Here is an 18,177-nt window from a genome sequence, read left to right as displayed (position 1 = left end):
CACGGATCTCGACGCGGAGGACGATCGACGGATGACACGTGATGTGGACGGTCGGCTCGTGCTGGGGCTCGGCGGAACGGTCGACTTCGAACTGCGGTGGGACTCCGCCGTCGTCGGCCGGCTGGCCCGGGAGCATCGCATCCGGCGGCACGAGCTGACCGCCGCGGCGTCGATCGTCGACGAGCGCTCGCTCCTGGTGGCCGTGCTCGCGTTCGTCGCAGCCGGGACCGGGGCCGAGCGCTTCGTCGAGTCCTCCGAGGTGATCGAGCGCTTCGCCGCGCACTTCGACGTGGCCGTGACGCTCGGCGGCACGGGGGTGCGCGCGGGGCTCGTGCTCGACAGCCTCGGCATCCCGAGCGTCCAGCATCTGGTGAGCATCGACGACAACGTGCGCCGTCTGCTGCCGGAGCGCGTCTCGTACGTGTCGTCGGCCGACCGCGACACCCTCGATCCGCACCTGATCGTGCAGTACCCGGTCGGGGCGCACGTGCGACTGATCGACGGTGACATCGTCTCCCCGAGCGCGAACCGGCTGATCTTCGCGAACGACCCGCCCAATCGCGAGATGCGTCTCGCCGACGATCTGCCCGCGGCCCTGGCCGGAGCATCACTCTTCCTGGTGTCGGGCTTCAACACCATGCAGGACCACGACCTGCTCGAGCGCCGGCTCGACGAGCTGCTCGTCGCGCTCGCGTCGCTGCCCGACGACGCGCTGGTGTACTACGAGGACGCGGGGTTCTACACGCGGGCCTTCTCGCACACCGTCCGCGACCGGCTGCTCTCCCGCATCGATGTCTACGGCATGAACGAGGACGAACTGCAGGAGTACCTGGGCCGATCCGTCGATCTGCTCGATCCGGCCGACGTGATCGCCGCGCTCACTGCGATCGCCCGGCTGATCCCCGCCCCCGCCCTCGTCGTGCACACCCGGCACTGGGCGATCGCCGTCGGATCGGATGCCGCGCGCCACCGGGCAGCACTCGAGAGCGCTGTCCGGGTCGCGGCGACGCGTTACCGGCTCGGCGACGGATTCTCGTCGTCGGATGCCGAGGAGACGGCCGCGATGGCGCGGAGCCGACGCGGCACCGAGCTCGTCGCCGCCGTCGAGCGCGGCATCCCCGGAGCGGTCGGCGTGCCGGCCTTCGCCCTCGATATCGCGGAGCCGACGACGATCGGTCTCGGCGATACCTTCGTCGGCGGGTTCCTGGCTGCGCACGCCGATGCGGATGCTGCGCATGCCGACGCGGATGCCGCGCACGCCGACGCGGATGCCGCGCACGCCGATGTGAACGGAGCTGCCCGATGAACCCGATCGCCCTCGCCCCCAACCGACCGGCCGAGCGCTTCTACCGCGGCGGAGAGCGCCTCCGCGCGTTCCGCGGCGATCCGGGGTCCGCGCCCCGTGAACCCGAGGACTGGATCGGATCGGTGACGACGGTCCGCGGCGAGGAGACCCTCGGCCTCAGCACCCTGCCCGACGGGCGGCTGCTGCGCGAGGCGATCGCCGAGGACCCGATCGCCTGGCTGGGGGAGGAGCACGTCCGCCGTTGGGGTGACGACGCGCGCCTGCTCGTCAAGCTGCTCGATGCGGGGGAGCGGTTGCCGGTGCATGCGCATCCGCACGACGACTTCGCGGCCGGGCATCTCGGCCGCGCGCACGGCAAAGCCGAGGCCTGGTACATCCTCGAGGGCGGGACGGTGCACGTCGGCCTGCGGGAGGACGTGACGGCCGATGCTCTCGCCGATCTGGTCGCCCGCCAGGACGTCGCCGCGCTCCTCGGTCTGCTGCACGCGATCGAGGTCGGGCCCGGCGATGTGGTGTGGGTGCCGCCGGGAGAGCTGCACGCGATCGGCGCGGGTGTCCTTCTGCTCGAACTGCAGCAGCCCGAGGATCTCTCGATCCTGCTCGAGTGGGAGGGGTTCGCGATCGACGGCCCCGGCGAGGGGCATCTGGGTCTCGGGTTCGATCTGGCCCTGACGGCGGTGAACCGCGCCGGACGTGACCGGGCACAGCTCGACGCCCTCGTCCGCACGGCGCCGCGATCGGGATCGGCGTTCCCGGCCGCCGCCGACGAGTACTTCCGCCTCGATCGGGTTCCGCTCGACGGAGGGCCCGTGGTGCTCGATCCCGGGTTCGCGATCGTCGTCGCGGTCGATGGCGAGTTCGCCCTGGACGGGCAGGCGTTCCCCGCGGGGTCGACGGTGCTCGTGCCCGCCGCTGCATCCGAGCGCGCGCTGACGGGTCACGGCGAAGCGCTGGTCGCCCGGCCGCCCGCACCGTGAGGGCGTCGGGCGCGGGCCATCCGCGCCGAATCGAGCGGTGCGGCGCGCCGACTAGACTGGACGCATGCCCGAACCGAAAGTCGCCAGCTTTCCGGCGATCCGCGGTGCGCTGAAGTTCTACCAGATCGCGTCGATCATCACCGGAGTCATGCTGCTCCTGCTGCTGACCGAGATGGTGCTGAAGTACACGCCGATCCACCTCGAACTGTTCCTCGGAGGGTCGGGCGGACCGCTCTGGTTCGCCGGCGTGCTCGCCGGCGCCGACTGCGAGTGGTGGTCGCTGTTCGCCCCCTGGACGAACTCGTGCGAGATGACCTCGCTCGGCGACGGCTTCAACGTGTCGCTGGCGATCCTCGTCGCGCACGGCTGGTTCTACGTCGTGTACCTCTTCGCGTGCTTCCGCATGTGGAGCCTGATGCGCTGGCCGTTCCCGCGTTTCATCCTGCTCGCCCTCGGCGGCGTGATCCCGCTGCTGTCGTTCTTCATGGAGGCCATCGTGGCCCGTGAAGTCAAGACCTACCTCGCCACCCGAGAGGCCTCAGAGGTCTCCGCTCCCGCCCCGGAAGGTGCCCGTTGACCGAACAGTCCGAGACCCAGCAGCGCCCCGCGCTCGTCGTCGACTTCGGCGCGCAGTACGCGCAGCTGATCGCCCGCCGCGTGCGCGAGGCCGGCGTCTACAGCGAGATCGTGCCGCACACCGCGACCGCCGCCGAGATCGCCGCCAAGAACCCGGTCGCGATCATCCTCTCCGGGGGGCCCTCGTCGGTGTACGAGGAGGGAGCGCCGCGCCTCGACCCCGCGGTGTTCGACCTCGGCGTGCCGACGCTCGGCATCTGCTACGGCTTCCAGTACATGGCACAGACCCTGGGCGGCGAGGTCGCGAACACCGGCCTGCGCGAGTACGGGGCGACGGATGCCGTCATCACGGGTGACGGCGGAACGCTGCTCGGCGGCCAGCCCGTCGAGCAGAACGTGTGGATGAGTCACGGCGACCAGGTCGCGCGTGCTCCCGAGGGCTTCGACGTGCTCGCGACGACGGACGCGACCAAGGTCGCGGCGTTCGCGAACGAGGACCGCGGCTTCTACGGCGTGCAGTGGCACCCGGAGGTCAAGCACTCCGATCACGGCCAGCGCGTGCTCGAGAACTTCCTGCACAAGGGTGCGGGCCTCGCGTCCGACTGGAACAGCGGGAACGTGATCGCCGAGCAGATCGAGCGCATCCGCGAGCAGGTGGGCGACGCCCGCGTCATCTCGGCGCTCTCCGGCGGTGTCGACTCCGCGGTCTCCACCGCGCTCGTGCACAAGGCGATCGGCGACCAGCTCACCGCCGTGTTCGTCGACCACGGGCTCCTCCGCAAGGGCGAGCGCGAGCAGGTCGAGAAGGACTACGTCGAGTCCACCGGCGTGCGTCTGATCACGGTCGACGCCGCCGACACCTTCCTCGGCCACCTGAAGGGTGTCACCGACCCGGAGGAGAAGCGCAAGATCATCGGACGCGAGTTCATCCGCGCGTTCGAGAAGGTGCAGCTCGACCTGGTCGCCGAGGCGAAGGCCTCCGGCGGCGCCCCGGTCAAGTTCCTCGTGCAGGGCACGCTCTACCCCGACGTCGTCGAGTCCGGCGGCGGTGCGGGCACGGCGAACATCAAGTCGCACCACAACGTGGGCGGTCTGCCCGACGACCTCGACTTCGAGCTGATCGAGCCGCTGCGCGCGCTGTTCAAGGACGAGGTCCGGGCGATCGGGCGCGAGCTCGGCATCCCCGAGGCGATCGTCGGGCGACAGCCGTTCCCCGGCCCCGGCCTCGGCATCCGCATCATCGGCGAGGTCACGGCCGACCGTCTGGAGATCCTCCGCGAGGCCGACGCCATCGCCCGTGAGGAGCTCACCAAGGCCGGGCTCGACCAGGAGATCTGGCAGTGCCCCGTCGTGCTCCTCGCCGACGTGCGCTCGGTGGGTGTGCAGGGCGACGGCCGCACCTACGGCCATCCGATCGTGCTGCGTCCCGTGTCGAGCGAAGACGCGATGACGGCCGACTGGACGCGCCTGCCCTACGACGTGCTCTCCAAGATCTCGAACCGCATCACCAACGGCGTGCGCGACGTCAACCGCGTCGTGCTCGACGTGACCTCGAAGCCGCCGGGGACGATCGAGTGGGAGTAGGGGAGACGATGCTCCCCGCGTCGGCGCCGGCCCTGCCGGACGCCGAGTACCTGGTGCTGTCGAGTCGGCTCATCCCCGACCTCGACGGTGGCTACACGATCGCGACGCTGTCGCGCGCCCGGCAGCTGGCCGGTGCGGGCGTGGCCGAGGGGCGCGGGCCGCAGCTGCTCACCTTCGACCCGGGCACCGCGGCCGACCACGCGCAGCACCGGGAGACGTTCGTCTCGCGCGGCGCACTGGTCGACGCCTCCCGCCTGCGCAATCTCTTCGACGAGGCCGTCGCCGCCGCGGGCGGAGCGGCCGCGTGGCTGCGATCGGTCGCCGATCCCGCCCTCGTCGCGAACCCGGGGGTCGAGTACCGCACGATCGCGGATGCCGAGGGGCGGCCGTTCGTCGCGCTCCCGGTGATCCCGGGCAACCCCGACTGGCACCTGAGCGTCGAGCCGGTGCAGATCTTCGACGCGGACGGCGAGGTCGTGGGCGGCGTCGCCGGTTTCGGCGGACTGTACCGCGCGTGGCTTTCGCACCTGGCCGCGGGCCTCGGCGACCGCCCGATCGTCGTCATCTGCGAATCGCGCCAGCTCGGCGAGCTCATCGTGGGGTGGCAGGACCCGCGCGTGCGCATCCTCCACACGATCCACACCATCCACCTCGAGGCTCCCTACACGGCGGATGCCCCGACCAACGCCCTGTGGACGCGCTGGTTCGCCCTCTCCGACCGTTTCGACGCCGTGATCTGGCCGACGGCGACGCAGCGCGATGACGTCGTGGCACGCTTCGGCACGGCGGCGCGGAACGAGACCGTGCCGAACCCGATCGCGGCCGTCGCGCGCCGCGACGACCTGCGGGAGCCGGGACTGGTCGTGGTGCTCGGACGGCTGGCTCCGGGCAAGCGCGTCGATCAGGCAATCCGCGCATTCCTCGCCGCCGACGTGCCTGACACTCGTCTCGAGATCTGGGGCGGCGGACCGGAGCAGGAGCGCCTGACCGCCCTCATCGCCGAGCTCGGTGCGGCTGATCGCGTCGTACTCGCCGGGTACACCGACGACCCGGGGCGTGTTCTCGACCGGGCCTCGGTCGTGCTCACCGCCACCGCCTTCGAGGGGCAGCCGCTGTCGATCGTCGAGGCGCTGCTGCACGGCGCGCCGGTCGTGTCGTACGACGTGCGCTACGGCATCCGCGACGTCCTGAGCGCGGGCGGGGGAGTGCTCGCTCCGAGCGGTGATGTCGATGCGTTGGCCGCCGCCCTGCGCGGCGTGCTGGCCGACCCCGCGCTGCTCGCACGGCTGAGTGCCGAGGCCCCCGAGGTGGCCGCGGCATGGAGCCCCGACAAGTCGCTGAGCGCGCTCACCGCCGTGATCGATGCGGCCGTGCGTCGGCCGCCCCGGCGCTGAGCACACGCGCGAGAAGAGCGCGCGACAAAAAATCTCGGAGAATTCCGGATCGCATGTCGATCCGACGCGTTCCCGTTCGACGTCTTTGATGAGAGGGTCGAGACACGATCCCATCGATCAAGGAGAACACCATGAAGTACATGCTCATCATGCGCGCGACCGACGAGGCCGTCGAGGCGTACAAGGAGATCCCCTTCGAGCAGGTCATCGAGGCGATGGGGAAGTACAACGAGTCCATGATCAAGGCCGGCGTGCTCGCAGCGGGAGAGGGGCTCACCGATGCCGCGGAGGGCTTCGTCGTCGACTTCAGCGCCGAGACCCCGCTCATCACCGACGGTCCGTACGGCGAGACCAAGGAGCTGTTCAACGGATTCTGGATCCTCGAGGTGTCGAGCCGCGAGGAGGCCGCCGAGTGGGCGAGCCGTGCACCGCTCGGACCCGGATCGTTCCTCGAGGTGCGCCGCGTGACCGACGCCTCGGACTTCCCCGCCGACAACGAGTGGATCGAGAAGGAAGCCGGCTGGCGCGAGGAGCAGGCGCAGCGCGCCCAGCAGTGAGATGACCCCCTCCTCCGACGACGCGGCGGTGCGTCCCCTTCCCCCACCGGGGACGGTGGAGCGCACCGTCGCCGCGGTCTGGCGCATCGAGTCGGCGAAGATCGTCGGCACGCTCGCCCGCATGGTCGGCGACTTCGGGTGGGCGGAGGACCTCGCCCAGGAGGCGCTGCTCGATGCACTACGGCAGTGGCCGGTCGAGGGCGTGCCCCGCAACGGCGCCGCCTGGTTGACGGCCGTCGCGAAGCGCAGAGCGATCGACGGATGGCGGCGGCAAGAGCGCCTCGACGATCGCATCGCCGTGCTCGCCCACGACCTGGAGCACGAGCAGGCCGAGGGGACCGACGCCGTGCCCTGGGACCCGGACGCCGTCGACGACGACGTGCTCCGGCTGATGTTCATCACCTGTCACCCCGTGCTGTCACGCGAAGCCCAGGTGGCTCTCACCCTGCGCGTGGTCGCGGGGCTGTCGAGCGAGGAGATCGCTCGCGCGTTCCTGGTTCCCACGGCCACCGTGCAGCAGCGCATCGTGCGGGCGAAGAAGACGCTGGCCGCGGCGGGGGTTCCGTTCGAGACTCCTCCGCGCGAAGAGCACACCGCCCGTCTCGGGGCGCTCCTCGGCGTCGTGTACCTGATCTTCAACGAGGCCCACGCGGCGAGCAGCGGGCCGGAATGGATGCGGCCGGACCTCGCCGACGAGGCGATCAGGCTGGGGCGTGTGCTGGTCGGGCTCATGCCGCGCGAGCCGGACGCCCTCGGGCTGCTCGCTCTGATGGAGCTCACCGCGGCGCGGTTCCCGGCGCGGACCGATGCGCAGGGCGATCCGGTGCTGCTCGGCGACCAGGATCGACGGCTGTGGGACCGCAGCCGGATCACGCGAGGACGTGCCGCGCTCGCGCGGGCGGATGCCGTCGGCCGAGGCCGTGGCGCCTATGGCCTGCAGGCGGCGATCGCCGAGTGCCATGCCCTCGCTCCGTCGATCGAGGAGACCGACTGGGAACAGATCGTCGTGCTCTACGAGGCGCTCGGGCGGCTCGCCCCGTCGCCCGTCGTGGAACTCAACCGCGCGGCCGCCGTCGCGATGGCGACGGGGCCCGCCTCGGCGCTGAAGGTACTCGATCAGTTGGAGGCATCCGGAGTTCTGCGCGGCTACCACCTGCTGCCGGCGACACGGGCCGAGATGCTGCGCCGCCTCGGGCGTGAGGACGAAGCGCGCAGCGAGTTCGCGACAGCCGCCGCCCTCACCGGCAACGACCGTGAACGTGCGCTGCTGGAGGAGAAGGCGCGCGGCGAGCGGACATGACTTCGCCCCCACCGGGGAGACCGGAGGGGGCGAAGCGTCGCGATCAGCGCACGGAGCGGTGATCAGGCCTTGCTGCGACTGCCACGACCGACGATGAGGCCGTAGATCAGCAGCACGATGATCGATCCGCCGATGGCGAGGAGCCATGTGCCGAGATCCCAGAACTCGGTGAGCGGGCGGTTGAGGATCAGCGAACCGAGCCACCCGCCGAGCAGGGCGCCGACGACGCCCAGCAGCAGCGTGATGAACCATCCACCGCCCTGCTTGCCGGGCAGGATCAGTTTCGCGATGGCCCCGGCGATGAGACCGAGAAGAAGAAAGCCGAGAAAGCTCATGATGACCTCCTGTGTGCAGACGAGGTTCGTCTGATGGGTCAACTCTGCGCTCTCAGGAAGCTTTCAGGAAACCCCTTGCGCGGCGAGGCGGAACATGGCAGGAGGCCCGCCTCCGAAGGGAGACGGGCCTCGTGAGCGACTGACGACGGATCGTCAGTTGTTGCCGCGGACGATCGCGATGATGCGCAGGATCTCGACGTACAGCCAGACGACCGTGACCATGATGCCGAACGCGCCGAGCCAGCCGTAGACGCGGGGAGCGCCGTTGCGCACACCCTGCTGGATCTGGTCGAAGTCGAGCACCAGCGAGTAGGCGGCCATGATGACCACGAGCACGCCGATGATCAGTCCGAGCGGGATGCCCATGATCTCGGCGCTGTAGAGGCCGAAGGCCTGGCTGGCGGGCAGGACGCCGGTCCACATGAGCACGAGGTTCAGCAGCGAGAAGACGAGGTAGCCGACCATCGCGACCATGAAGATCTTGGTGGCCTTCTTCGACGCGCGGATCTTGCCGCTGGCGAAGAGGGCGAGGGTCACGCCGACGACCGAGATCGTCGCGAGCGTGGCCTGCAGCACGATGCCCGGGTAGAGGACCTCGAAGAACGCCGAGATGCCACCGATGAACAGACCCTCGAGGGCGGCGTAGGCGAAGATCAGCGCCGGACGCACCTTCTTGCGCGAGGTGAAGGTGATGATCATCGCGAGGACGAAACCGCCGAGCGCACCGATCATCCACGGCACGAGCGAGACGGTCGAGAACGAGGTGATGTCGGTGCCGCCGAGCGTCCACACCCAGCCGATGGCCGCGGTGACGAGGAGGATGCCGAACAGGCCGGCCGTCTTCCAGACGGTGTCCTCGACGGACATGCGGTCGGTCTCGATCGAGCCCGCCGGCGGAGCCGCGTACATTCCCTCGAGCTGCGCGTTGGCCGCGGCGTCGACGGTGGCGTGCTGGAACGATGCGGCCTGGGCTCCCTGAGCACCCTGCGGTGCGCCGGGGTAGGTCGCGACATTGCGCGGATCCTGCTGCTTGAAAGCAGGGTTGTTGAATGCGAAGTTGCTCATGGTGGGCCTCACTCCAGAAGGGTGTCGTAGGTCGCTTTCCTCCACGATACCGGCGTGGGGCGCGCGATGGGGTGTTCTACGCTGAGAGCGTGCCCAGGAAAAAGCCCCTCGTCATCGGACACCGGGGCGCGCCCGGGTATCGCCCGGAGCACAGCCGCTCCTCGTACGAGCTCGCGCTCGCGATGGGCGTGGACGCCGTCGAGCCCGATGTCGTCGCGACGAAGGACGGCGTGCTGGTCGTACGCCACGAGAACGAGATCTCGGGCACGACCGATGTGGCGGAGCATGCGGAGTTCGCCGATCGACGCACCACCAAGCGGGTCGACGGGCAGGCGCTGACGGGCTGGTTCACCGAGGACTTCACCTGGGACGAGCTCGCGACGCTCCGCGGGCGCGAGCGTCTGCCCGAGGTGCGCGCCACGAGCGCCAGCTTCGACGGCGGGCAGCCGATCCTGCGCCTCGTCGACCTGCTCGACCTCGTGCGGCGCGGGTCGGTCGAGCACGGGCGCGAGATCGGCGTGGTGCTCGAGGTCAAGCACGCCACGTACTTCGCGAGCATCGGTCTCGACCTCGTGCCGCTGATCGAGCGCGATCTGCGGGCCGCCGGCTGGGCGGACGGAGAACTGCCGCTGATCATCGAGTGCTTCGAGCAGACCGTGCTGGGGCAGCTGCGGGCCCGCGGCATCCCGGCCTCCTACATCTACCTGATCGAGTCGTCCGGCCGCCCCTACGACCAGCTCGTCGCCCACGGCAAGAGGGCGCTCACCTACAAGGCGACGGTCGCACCGCGGGGTCTCAACGGCCTGATCGGCGCGGTCGACGGCATCAGCGTGAGCAAGAAGATGCTGCTGGCTCACGGCAACACGATCGTCGCCGACGCGCATGCGCGGGGCCTCAAGGTCTTCACCTGGACGTGCCGGCCGGAGAACGCCTTCCTCGCGCCCGAGTTCCGCGGCGACGGGGGCAAGGGCGCCTTCGGCGACTACGAGGCGGAGTGGGGCGTGATCGCGCGACAGGGGATCGACGGCGTCTTCGTCGATCACCCCGACCTGGGCGTGGCGTTCTTCCGCGGCTGAGGGATCGGGCACCGGCGGAGCCGGCGTCGGAGCGACCCGGCGGTGCGCGGCGGGAGCGTCGGAGCCGGATGCCAGACTGGCCCGCATGAGTGGAATCGTCGTGGAAGACGTCAGCCGGGCCTTCGGGACGGTGCAGGCCGTCCGGTCGGCCACACTGCGCGCGGAACCGGGGCGGGTGACCGGACTCGTCGGGCCGAACGGCGCGGGCAAGACGACCCTGCTCCTGATGCTGGCCTCGCTGCTCGCCCCCGACACCGGCACGATCCGCATCGGCGGCGTCGACCCGATGGTCGATCCGCTGGCCGCCCGCAAGCTGCTCGGATGGATGCCCGACGCGCTCGGCGCCTGGCCCTCGCTGACGGCGCGCGAGACACTCGTGACCACGGGTCGGCTGTACGACATCGCACCGACGGATGCCGCGCATCGGGCCGCCGCGCTGCTCGACCTCGTCGGGCTCACCCCGCTCGCCGATTCCCCCGCGAAGGTGCTCTCCCGCGGGCAGAAGCAGAAGCTCGGGCTCGCCCGGGCGCTCGTGCACGACCCCCGGGTGCTGCTGCTCGACGAGCCCGCCTCGGGACTCGATCCCGAGGCCCGTGTGCAGCTGCGCGTGCTGTTGCGCCGTCTCGCCGCCGAGGGGCGCACCGTGCTCATCTCCAGCCACATCCTCTCGGAGCTCGAGGAGGTCGTCGACGACGCCGTCTTCCTCGTCGCGGGGGCGGTGGTCGATGCGGCGCCGGCCCAGGCATCCGTCCGCGCCTGGCGGATCCGGCTGGTCGGCGCCTCGACCGATCGGTTGGCCGCCGACGCCTGGCAGGTCGCGTCGACCCTCGGGGTGGCTCCGGAGTCGCTCGGCGCCGACCGCGGAGCCGTACTGATCGGCTTCGAGACCGAGGAGTCCGCCGCGCACGCGCTGCAGAGGCTGGTCGCCGCGCAGCTCCCGATCTCGGAGTTCGCGCCGGCGCAGAGCGCGCTCGAACACACGTTCCTGCATCTGAATCCGACGGTCGTGCCCCCGCCCACGGCTCACCCCGGAACGGAGGCCGGAGCATGAGCATCGCCCATATCGGCACCATCGCCCGTCTCGAACTGACCCAGCGCCTGCGCAGTGTCGGTTGGTACGTGCTGCTCGGCGTCTTCGCCGCGGTGCTTCTCGGGGTCACTGCGCTGTCGTCCGCCGTCTACTCCTACGGCGACGCCCCGGGGGCGGGGGTCTTCTCGATCGTCGTGAACATGGTGCTCCTGCTCGTCGTGCTGGTGTCGCCCACGCTGAGCGGCAACGCCATCAACGGCGATCGCGAATCGGCGACCCTCGCCGCGATCCAGGTGACCGCGGTCTCGACCGGCGACATCATGCTCGGCAAGCTCGTCGCCGCGATCGCGACGGGCGGGGCATTCCTGCTCGTCGCGCTGCCCTTCCTCGCCTTCTCACTGCTCGGCGGGGGCGCGGACCCGCTGGTGCTGCTCATCTCGATCCTCGTACTGGCCGCGGAGATCGTCATCGTCGCGGCCATCGGGGTGGGGCTGAGCGGTCTGATCGCGCGTCCGCTGTTCTCGGTCGCCACGACGTACCTCGTGGTTGCCGGTCTCGTGATCGGCACGCTCATCGTGTTCGCGCTGGGCGGGCTCGCCGTGCGCGGCGAGGCGACGAACTACACCCGTCCCTACGACGAGAACGGCCCGATCTGCGACCAGTGGGAGGAGTACACCTACGAGGTGCCGCGCTTCGATCTCGTGTGGTGGGCGCTCGCCGCGAACCCCTTCGTCGTGCTGGCCGATGCCACGCCCACCGAGTACGGAAGCGGCGGGTATCCGGTCGATCTGTTCGGGCAGATCAAGTACGGGGTGCGCAGCGCGCAGCTGTCGCCCCTCGAACAGCGCTGGGACGACTGCGCGGTGGGGAGCCCCGGTCCGGCTCCGCGCGAGGTGATCGACTCCACGGTGCCGAGCTGGTTCGTCGGGCTCGGAGTGCAGGTCGTGATCGCCGGGTCGCTGTTCGCCGGGGCGTGGTCGCGCACGCGCACGCCCGCACGGATGCTGCCGCCGGGGACGCGCATCGCCTGAGCTCCGGTCGCGGATGCCGGACCGTGCGCGGGAGGGAAACGGGCGGCGGTGGTGTCGGTGGCGCCGCCTAGACTCGTAGAGCCATGACCGAAGCTCCTCTCATCGTTCCCGGAACCGCCGGCCCGCAGGGTCAGGACGACCTCCTCGCCGGCCTCAACCCGCAGCAGCTCGAAGCCGTCACCTACCGCGGTCCCGCGCTGCTCATCGTCGCGGGGGCCGGATCGGGCAAGACGAGCGTGCTCACGCGTCGGATCGCGTCGCTGCTGCGCAGCCGCGAGGCCTGGCCGAGCCAGATCCTCGCGATCACCTTCACCAACAAGGCGGCGGGCGAGATGCGCGAGCGCGTCGAGGGCCTGATCGGCGATGCGGCACGGGGCATGTGGATCTCGACCTTCCACTCGGCATGCGTGCGCATCCTGCGGCGCGAGGCGCAGCAGTTCGGGTTCACCAAGTCGTTCACGATCTACGACTCGGGTGACTCCCGCGCGCTCATCAAGCGTCTGGTCAAGGAGCACGAGGCCGACGCCTTCGGGCTGACCCCGGCATCCGTGCAGTCGCGCATCTCGAAGCTCAAGAACGAGCTGTCGGATGCCGAGTCCTATGCGCGGCAGGCCAACATGTCGGACCCCGCCGAGCGGATCTTCGTCGAGGTCTTCGCCGACTACCAGCGTCAGCTGCAGAAGGCGAACGCCTTCGACTTCGACGACCTGATCGGGCAGACGGTCTATCTGTTCCGCGCGTTCCCCGAGGTGGCCGACACGTATCGCCGTCGGTTCCGGCACATCCTCGTCGACGAGTACCAGGACACCAACCACGCGCAGTACGCGCTCATCCACGAGCTCACGCGGCCCCTCGCATCGTCGTCGGCACCCGACCCGTATGCCTCGAACGGCATGATGATCTTCGAGCCGGAGCCCGAGCCGAAGAACGCCGACACCGCCGGAGCCTCGCTCACCGTCGTCGGCGACTCCGACCAGTCGATCTACGCGTTCCGCGGCGCCGACATCCGCAACATCAGCGAGTTCGAACGCGACTTCCCCGGGGCGCGCGTGGTGCTGCTCGAGCAGAACTACCGCTCGACGCAGAACATCCTCTCGGCGGCCAACGCGGTGATCGGCAACAACTTCGACCGCAAGGAGAAGAAGCTCTGGAGCGACCGGGGCGAGGGCGACAAGATCATCGGCTTCACCGGCTACTCGCAGCACGACGAGGCGCAGTTCGTGGCCGACGAGGTCGAGGCGCTGCACCGCGCCGGCATGCCGTACTCCGAGATGGCGGTCTTCTACCGCACGAACTCCCAGTCGCGTGCGCTCGAGGAGATCTTCATCCGTTCGGCGGTGCCGTACAAGATCATGGGCGGTACCAAGTTCTACGAGCGCGCCGAGATCAAGGACGCGCTGGCGTACCTCGTGGCGGTCGCGAACCCCGCCGACGAGATGGCTGTGCGCCGCATCCTCAACAAGCCGCGTCGCGGCATCGGCGATGTGACCGAGACGGCCATCGCCCGCTTCGCGGAGGAGCAGGGGATCACGTTCCGCGATGCCCTGTCTATGCCGGCACAGCTCGGCTTCGGCCCCAAGATCCAGGCGGCGATCGCGCAGCTCGACGCCGTGCTCACCGAGGCGACGGCCGTCATGCTGCCGCCGACGGGCGAGGTGCCGGCTCCGACGACCGTGGCCGACGGCCTGAGCCTGCTGCTCGCCAAGAGCGGTTACCTCGATGCGCTGCGCGCCAGCCGCGACCCGCAAGACGAAGCGCGCGTCGAGAACCTCGACGAGTTCGTCGCCGTCGCCCGCGATTTCGCACGCAACAACCCCGAGGGCACGATCGTCGACTTCCTCACCGATGTGGCGCTCGTGGCGGATGCCGATGACCTCGACGACGAGTCGGGCACGGTGTCGCTCATGACGATGCACACCGCCAAGGGCCTCGAGTACGACGCGGTCTTCGTCACGGGTGTCGAGGAAGACCTCATCCCGCACCGCATCTCGGCCGGCGAGCCCGGTGGTCCGCAGGAGGAGCGTCGGCTCTTCTACGTGGGCATCACCCGTGCTCGCAAGCGCCTGCACCTGTCGCTCGCGATGACCAGGGCGCAGTTCGGCGAGGTGACCGTCGCGATGCCGAGCCGTTTCCTGCAGGAGATCCCGGTCGCTCTGATCGACTGGCGCCAGTCCCCGGGAGACGTCAACTCCCGCGGGGGCATGCAGTCGCGCGCCCTCAACGCGCGCCGCGCGGGCGGATTCGGAGGATCGGGGTCGGGGTCCGGCTCCGGCGATCGCTTCGGAGTCAAGCCGCTGCCGGGCCGCGATTCGCTCAAGCCCCTCTCGACCGCCATGGACCGGTTCCCGAACCGCGTTACGGCCAAGGTGCGCGACAACGGCGACCTCGAACTCACCGCGGGGGACCGCATCCGCCACGTCGACTTCGGCGAGGGCCGCGTCGAGGCCGTCACCGGTGAGGGCGCCAAGCGCATCGCGCACGTGCGCTTCGACACTGCCGGGCAGAAGAAGCTCCTCATCAAGGTCGCACCGATCGAGAAGATCTGACGGCACCGGGCCGGTGCTGCCGGGCCCGCTGCCGCCGAGGGCGGAGCCGTGGAGGGTTAGGCTGGCTCATATGGCCCTCTTCTCCCGCCGCAAGAAGTCCGCTGACGACGCCGTCACCTCCGCACCCGACGCCGCCGAGGCGGTCGAGACGCCGGCGGATGAGGCTCCGGTTACCGCGGCGGAGGAAGCCCCCGCCGCCCCGTCGATCGGCATCTCGGTGCAGGCGTTCCGCGGCGTCGGCGCGGAGGCGGGTCCCGAGGTCTCGCTGCCCGACCCCGACGCGAAGCCCGCTCCGGCCGTGCAGACCGCTCCGGCCGCTCCCGCCGCGGCCGCTCCCGCCGCCGAGCCGCGTCTGCCTCTCGCCCCCGCGTCGCCGCCCGAGCAGACCGAGTCCGTTCCCGGCATGAAGGACAACGTGCTGCTGCGCGAGGCCCTGAAGCAGGTCGAGAAGGGCGCGAGCAACGAGCAACTGCTCGGCGTCATGCGGCAGGCGCTGCAGGGACACCTCTTCATCCGTGTGAACGGCGATGCCCGTGCGCAGATCGCCGAGGGCAAGCCCCTCGCCGTCGCCGTCGTGCGCGACGAGGAGCGCCAGTTCATGCTGGCCTTCAGCTCGGCCGCCGCCGTGCGCGATTCGGTGAAGCTCGAAGCCGACCCCTCCTCGACATCGGCCGTGGCGCAGCCCTCGACCTCCGTCATGCAGCAGGTCGTCGCCGGCGACTTCGCGGGCCTCATCATCGACAACGCCTCGGCGCCGCACCGGGTCGTGTTCCCGACCGAGCTGCTGCAGAAGACCCTCGAGCAGGCCGATGCCGAGATGACGGTCAAGACCATCGTCGCGGCCCCGCGCGAACAGGACTCCGCGACCCGTGCGGGCGAGGCGCTCGCCGAGACGCGCATGTGGGTGGCCGTGAACGACGGTGGCGCCGACGGCCAGGTGGGTATCGCCGAGGCGCAGACGACCGACGGCAAGCGCTTCCTGCAGCTGTTCTCGCACCCGCTCGAGGTCATCGCCCTCGGCCGCGGCGACCGACCGCTGCCCTTCGAGCCCGCGCAGCTCGCCAAGGTGCTCGCGGGGCACACCGAGATGGCGGGCGTCGTGATCGATCCGGCAGGTCCCACCCTCATCGTCGAACGCGATGCCCTCGCGCGCGTGCTCGAACTCGCCCCCGCGACCGAGGACTGACACAACACGGCGGAGGGCCCCTGCTGCGGCGCGCCCTTCCGCGGGCGACAGCCGCGCTCTAGGGTCGTTGCATGGCCTCCGAACGTGTGCCCGTGACCGTGTCCGACCCCGAGGGGGAGCGCGAGGTCGTGCTCTCCAGCCCCAACCGGGTCGTGTGGCCGGAGGCCGGGATCACCAAGGCCGAGCTGGCCGACTACGTGCAGCGGGTCGCCGATCCCTTCCTCGCGTCGAACGGCGACCGACCGGTATCGCTCGAGCGGTTCCGTGACGGCGTGGGGAGCGAGGGCTTCTTCTCGAAGAATCCGCCGAAGGGCACTCCCGACTACGTCGACGCCGTGACGGTGACCTACAACAGCGGGCGGCGGCATCCGCAGATCGTGCTGAACCGACCGTCGGCGATCGTGTGGGCCGTGCAGACGAACACGATCGTGTTCCACCCGTGGGCGTCGCTCGCGAGTGACCCCGACAACCCCGTTGAACTGCGCATCGATCTCGATCCGCAACCGGGCACGGACTTCGCGGATGCCGTCGCCGCCGCCCACGGCCTGCGGGAGGTTCTGAGCGAGGCGGGCCTCGAGGCGTTCGCGAAGACGAGCGGCAATCGCGGTCTGCACGTGTTCGCGCCGATCGAACCCACCCACGAGTTCCTCGACGTGCGCCACGCGGTCATCGCCGCGGGGCGCGAACTCGAACGCCGGATGCCCGATCGGGTCACGATGAGCTGGTGGAAGGAGGAGCGCGGAGAGCGCATCTTCATCGACTTCAATCAGGCCAACCGCGATCGAACGATGGCGGGCGCCTACAGTCCGCGTGCCCTGCCGGGTGCGACCGTGTCGACCCCGGTGCACTGGGACGAGCTCGACGGCCTCGATCCGACGAGGTTCACGGTGCGCAGCGTTCCGCAGCGCCTCGACGAGATCGGCGACCCGTGGGCCGACAAGCAGCGGAAGCCCGGACGCATCGACACCCTTCTCGCCTGGTGGGAGCGCGACGTCGAAGACGGCCTGGGCGAGCTGTCGTTCCCACCCGAGTTCCCCAAGATGCCGGGGGAGCCGCCGCGCGTGCAGCCCAGCAAGAAGGTGGCGGCGCACTGGGACGCCGACGGGGAGCCTGCCGCGAAGGACTGAGTCAGCCGATCACGTCGGCGAGGTCGTATCCCGCGACCGAGTCGAGCTGCGCGTAGGTGCACGAGCGCGCGTCGCGATCGGGACGCCAGCGTTCGAACTGCACGGTGTGGCGGAAGCGCGCACCCTCGAGCTGGTCGTAGCGCACCTCGAGGACGCGCTCCGGACGCAGGCGCACGAAGGAGACATCCTTCGATCCGGTGAAGCGCGATCGCTCGCCCTCGCCGGTGACGGCGTCTCCGGCTTCGTCGCGCTCGACCAGGGGCGCGAGCTCCTCGACGAGTTCGCGGCGGCGCGCGTCGCTCCACGCGGCGACGCCGCCCACCTGGCGCAGCGTTCCGTCCTCGTCGTAGAGGCCGACGAGGAGCGAGCCGACTCCCGCGCCGGACTTGTGGATGCGGTATCCGAGCGCCACGACGTCGGCCGTGCGGGCGTGCTTGACCTTGATCAGGGTGCGCTTGCCGGGGGCGTAGGGCTGGTCGAGCGGCTTCGCGACGACCCCGTCGAGCCCCGCGCCCTCGAACTCCGCGAGCCAGCGCACGGCCGCATCGTGATCACGCGTCGTACGGGTGATGTGCACGGGATGCGCCACGTCCGCCAGAAGCGACTCCAGACGAGCCCGGCGCTCCGAGAACGGCCGGTCGAGCAGGTCGTCGTCGCCCTCCGCGAGCAGGTCGAACGCGATGAACATCGCCGGTGTCTCGGTGGCGAGGCGCGCCACGCGGGAGGCTGCGGGGTGGATGCGCTGGCTGAGCGCCTCCCAGTCGAGACGCTGCTCTCCTTCCGCGCCGGTCGCGACGACGATCTCGCCGTCGAGCAGGCACGGGCGGGGGAGCAGCTCCGGGATCGCCTCCACGAGTTCCGGGAAGTACCGGGTGAGCGGCTTGGCTCCGCGGGATCCGATCTCGACGGTCTCGCCGTCCCACGCGACGAGCCCGCGGAACCCGTCCCACTTGGGTTCGAAGAGCAGGCCGCCGGGCGTCTTCGCCGGATCGGGCACGGTCGCCGCGGCCTTCGCGAGCATCGGGGCGGGGATGTCGTAGCGCATGCCTCCATCCTGGCCAGCACGTGCGCGCGGCGGAAGGGGACG

Annotated in this window: 16 protein-coding genes; 13 read left to right on the top strand and 3 right to left on the bottom strand. The window is 70.4% G+C overall.

From position 1 onward, the window contains the following. The first annotated feature begins 31 nt into the window (after positions 1–31). The 7 genes from ACTJKK_RS15970 to ACTJKK_RS15940 all read left to right on the top strand — a co-directional run bounded on the left by ACTJKK_RS15970 (position 32) and on the right by ACTJKK_RS15940 (position 7,694). Positions 32–1,306 (top strand): ADP-dependent glucokinase/phosphofructokinase, encoded by a 1,275-nt coding sequence (locus ACTJKK_RS15970; protein ID WP_440748697.1) that lies wholly within the window; start codon positions 32–34, stop codon positions 1,304–1,306. Next, a complete protein-coding gene (locus tag ACTJKK_RS15965; RefSeq protein WP_440748696.1) occupies positions 1,303–2,283 on the top strand; it encodes a class I mannose-6-phosphate isomerase in 981 nt (326 codons plus the stop codon). The genes ACTJKK_RS15970 and ACTJKK_RS15965 overlap by 4 nt, the downstream gene beginning before the upstream one ends. A 64-nt stretch (positions 2,284–2,347) precedes the next feature. Next, on the top strand, positions 2,348–2,860 hold the full coding sequence (locus ACTJKK_RS15960; protein ID WP_247623157.1) for a DUF3817 domain-containing protein: 513 nt from the start codon (positions 2,348–2,350) through the stop codon (positions 2,858–2,860). Then, positions 2,857–4,443 (top strand): glutamine-hydrolyzing GMP synthase, encoded by a 1,587-nt coding sequence (gene guaA, locus ACTJKK_RS15955; protein WP_247623156.1) that lies wholly within the window; start codon positions 2,857–2,859, stop codon positions 4,441–4,443. The genes ACTJKK_RS15960 and guaA overlap by 4 nt, the downstream gene beginning before the upstream one ends. Positions 4,444–4,451: 8 nt before the next feature. Further along, positions 4,452–5,837, top strand: coding sequence for a glycosyltransferase (locus ACTJKK_RS15950; RefSeq protein WP_440748695.1), 1,386 nt, complete (start codon positions 4,452–4,454; stop codon positions 5,835–5,837). A gap of 131 nt (positions 5,838–5,968) precedes the next feature. After that, positions 5,969–6,394, top strand: coding sequence for a YciI family protein (locus tag ACTJKK_RS15945; protein WP_402787474.1), 426 nt, complete (start codon positions 5,969–5,971; stop codon positions 6,392–6,394). A gap of 1 nt (position 6,395) precedes the next feature. After that, positions 6,396–7,694 carry an RNA polymerase sigma factor gene (locus tag ACTJKK_RS15940; protein ID WP_440748694.1) on the top strand — a complete coding sequence of 433 codons (1,299 nt, stop codon included), beginning with the start codon at positions 6,396–6,398 and terminating at the stop codon, positions 7,692–7,694. 62 nt (positions 7,695–7,756) lie between these two features. Here the strand turns inward: ACTJKK_RS15940 and ACTJKK_RS15935 are convergent, their stop codons facing one another. Continuing rightward, positions 7,757–8,029, bottom strand: coding sequence for a GlsB/YeaQ/YmgE family stress response membrane protein (locus tag ACTJKK_RS15935; protein WP_247623152.1), 273 nt, complete (start codon positions 8,027–8,029; stop codon positions 7,757–7,759). A gap of 153 nt (positions 8,030–8,182) precedes the next feature. After that, complete coding sequence (locus ACTJKK_RS15930; RefSeq protein ID WP_440748693.1) at positions 8,183–9,094, bottom strand: Bax inhibitor-1/YccA family protein; 912 nt, start codon at positions 9,092–9,094, stop codon at positions 8,183–8,185. A gap of 89 nt (positions 9,095–9,183) precedes the next feature. Between ACTJKK_RS15930 and ACTJKK_RS15925 the strand changes: the two genes are divergently transcribed. The 6 genes from ACTJKK_RS15925 to ligD all read left to right on the top strand — a co-directional run bounded on the left by ACTJKK_RS15925 (position 9,184) and on the right by ligD (position 17,090). Beyond that, positions 9,184–10,170 (top strand): glycerophosphodiester phosphodiesterase family protein, encoded by a 987-nt coding sequence (locus ACTJKK_RS15925; protein ID WP_440748692.1) that lies wholly within the window; start codon positions 9,184–9,186, stop codon positions 10,168–10,170. Between the two features lie 85 nt (positions 10,171–10,255). Beyond that, positions 10,256–11,221, top strand: a complete 966-nt coding sequence (locus ACTJKK_RS15920) for an ABC transporter ATP-binding protein (RefSeq protein WP_247632730.1) — start codon at positions 10,256–10,258, stop codon at positions 11,219–11,221. After that, positions 11,218–12,231: an ABC transporter permease gene (locus ACTJKK_RS15915; protein WP_440748691.1), complete on the top strand. Its 1,014-nt coding sequence runs from the start codon at positions 11,218–11,220 to the stop codon at positions 12,229–12,231. The genes ACTJKK_RS15920 and ACTJKK_RS15915 overlap by 4 nt, the downstream gene beginning before the upstream one ends. An 83-nt stretch (positions 12,232–12,314) precedes the next feature. Beyond that, a complete protein-coding gene (locus tag ACTJKK_RS15910) occupies positions 12,315–14,777 on the top strand; it encodes an ATP-dependent helicase (RefSeq protein ID WP_440748690.1) in 2,463 nt (820 codons plus the stop codon). A gap of 70 nt (positions 14,778–14,847) precedes the next feature. Beyond that, positions 14,848–15,963 carry an SseB family protein gene (locus ACTJKK_RS15905; RefSeq protein WP_440748689.1) on the top strand — a complete coding sequence of 372 codons (1,116 nt, stop codon included), beginning with the start codon at positions 14,848–14,850 and terminating at the stop codon, positions 15,961–15,963. 71 nt (positions 15,964–16,034) lie between these two features. Beyond that, positions 16,035–17,090 (top strand): non-homologous end-joining DNA ligase, encoded by a 1,056-nt coding sequence (ligD, locus tag ACTJKK_RS15900; RefSeq protein WP_440748688.1) that lies wholly within the window; start codon positions 16,035–16,037, stop codon positions 17,088–17,090. 1 nt (position 17,091) lies between these two features. On the opposite strand, the gene ACTJKK_RS15895 is transcribed toward ligD, so the two are convergent. After that, entirely contained in the window at positions 17,092–18,135 is a 1,044-nt protein-coding gene (locus tag ACTJKK_RS15895; protein ID WP_440748687.1) for an ATP-dependent DNA ligase, read from the bottom strand. Positions 18,136–18,177: the final 42 nt, after the last annotated feature.

The organism is Microbacterium sp. 22179, from assembly GCF_052045715.1.
Classification (GTDB): Bacteria; Actinomycetota; Actinomycetes; order Actinomycetales; family Microbacteriaceae; genus Microbacterium; species Microbacterium galbinum.
Note: the sequence above shows the minus strand (reverse complement) of the source record. Positions and strands in the feature narration are given on the sequence as shown.

What these genes read in the sequence shown, in the direction of transcription:
- ACTJKK_RS15970 (WP_440748697.1), top strand. Translation starts at nt 32, where the DNA reads ATGACACGTGATGTGGACGGTCGGCTCGTGCTGGGGCTCGGCGGAACG.
- ACTJKK_RS15965 (WP_440748696.1), top strand. Translation starts at nt 1,303, where the DNA reads ATGAACCCGATCGCCCTCGCCCCCAACCGACCGGCCGAGCGCTTCTAC.
- ACTJKK_RS15960 (WP_247623157.1), top strand. Translation starts at nt 2,348, where the DNA reads ATGCCCGAACCGAAAGTCGCCAGCTTTCCGGCGATCCGCGGTGCGCTG.
- ACTJKK_RS15950 (WP_440748695.1), top strand. Translation starts at nt 4,452, where the DNA reads ATGCTCCCCGCGTCGGCGCCGGCCCTGCCGGACGCCGAGTACCTGGTG.
- ACTJKK_RS15945 (WP_402787474.1), top strand. Translation starts at nt 5,969, where the DNA reads ATGAAGTACATGCTCATCATGCGCGCGACCGACGAGGCCGTCGAGGCG.
- ACTJKK_RS15940 (WP_440748694.1), top strand. Translation starts at nt 6,396, where the DNA reads ATGACCCCCTCCTCCGACGACGCGGCGGTGCGTCCCCTTCCCCCACCG.
- ACTJKK_RS15935 (WP_247623152.1), bottom strand. Translation starts at nt 8,029, where the DNA reads ATGAGCTTTCTCGGCTTTCTTCTTCTCGGTCTCATCGCCGGGGCCATC.
- ACTJKK_RS15930 (WP_440748693.1), bottom strand. Translation starts at nt 9,094, where the DNA reads ATGAGCAACTTCGCATTCAACAACCCTGCTTTCAAGCAGCAGGATCCG.
- ACTJKK_RS15920 (WP_247632730.1), top strand. Translation starts at nt 10,256, where the DNA reads ATGAGTGGAATCGTCGTGGAAGACGTCAGCCGGGCCTTCGGGACGGTG.
- ACTJKK_RS15915 (WP_440748691.1), top strand. Translation starts at nt 11,218, where the DNA reads ATGAGCATCGCCCATATCGGCACCATCGCCCGTCTCGAACTGACCCAG.
- ACTJKK_RS15910 (WP_440748690.1), top strand. Translation starts at nt 12,315, where the DNA reads ATGACCGAAGCTCCTCTCATCGTTCCCGGAACCGCCGGCCCGCAGGGT.
- ACTJKK_RS15905 (WP_440748689.1), top strand. Translation starts at nt 14,848, where the DNA reads ATGGCCCTCTTCTCCCGCCGCAAGAAGTCCGCTGACGACGCCGTCACC.
- ligD (WP_440748688.1), top strand. Translation starts at nt 16,035, where the DNA reads ATGGCCTCCGAACGTGTGCCCGTGACCGTGTCCGACCCCGAGGGGGAG.
- ACTJKK_RS15895 (WP_440748687.1), bottom strand. Translation starts at nt 18,135, where the DNA reads ATGCGCTACGACATCCCCGCCCCGATGCTCGCGAAGGCCGCGGCGACC.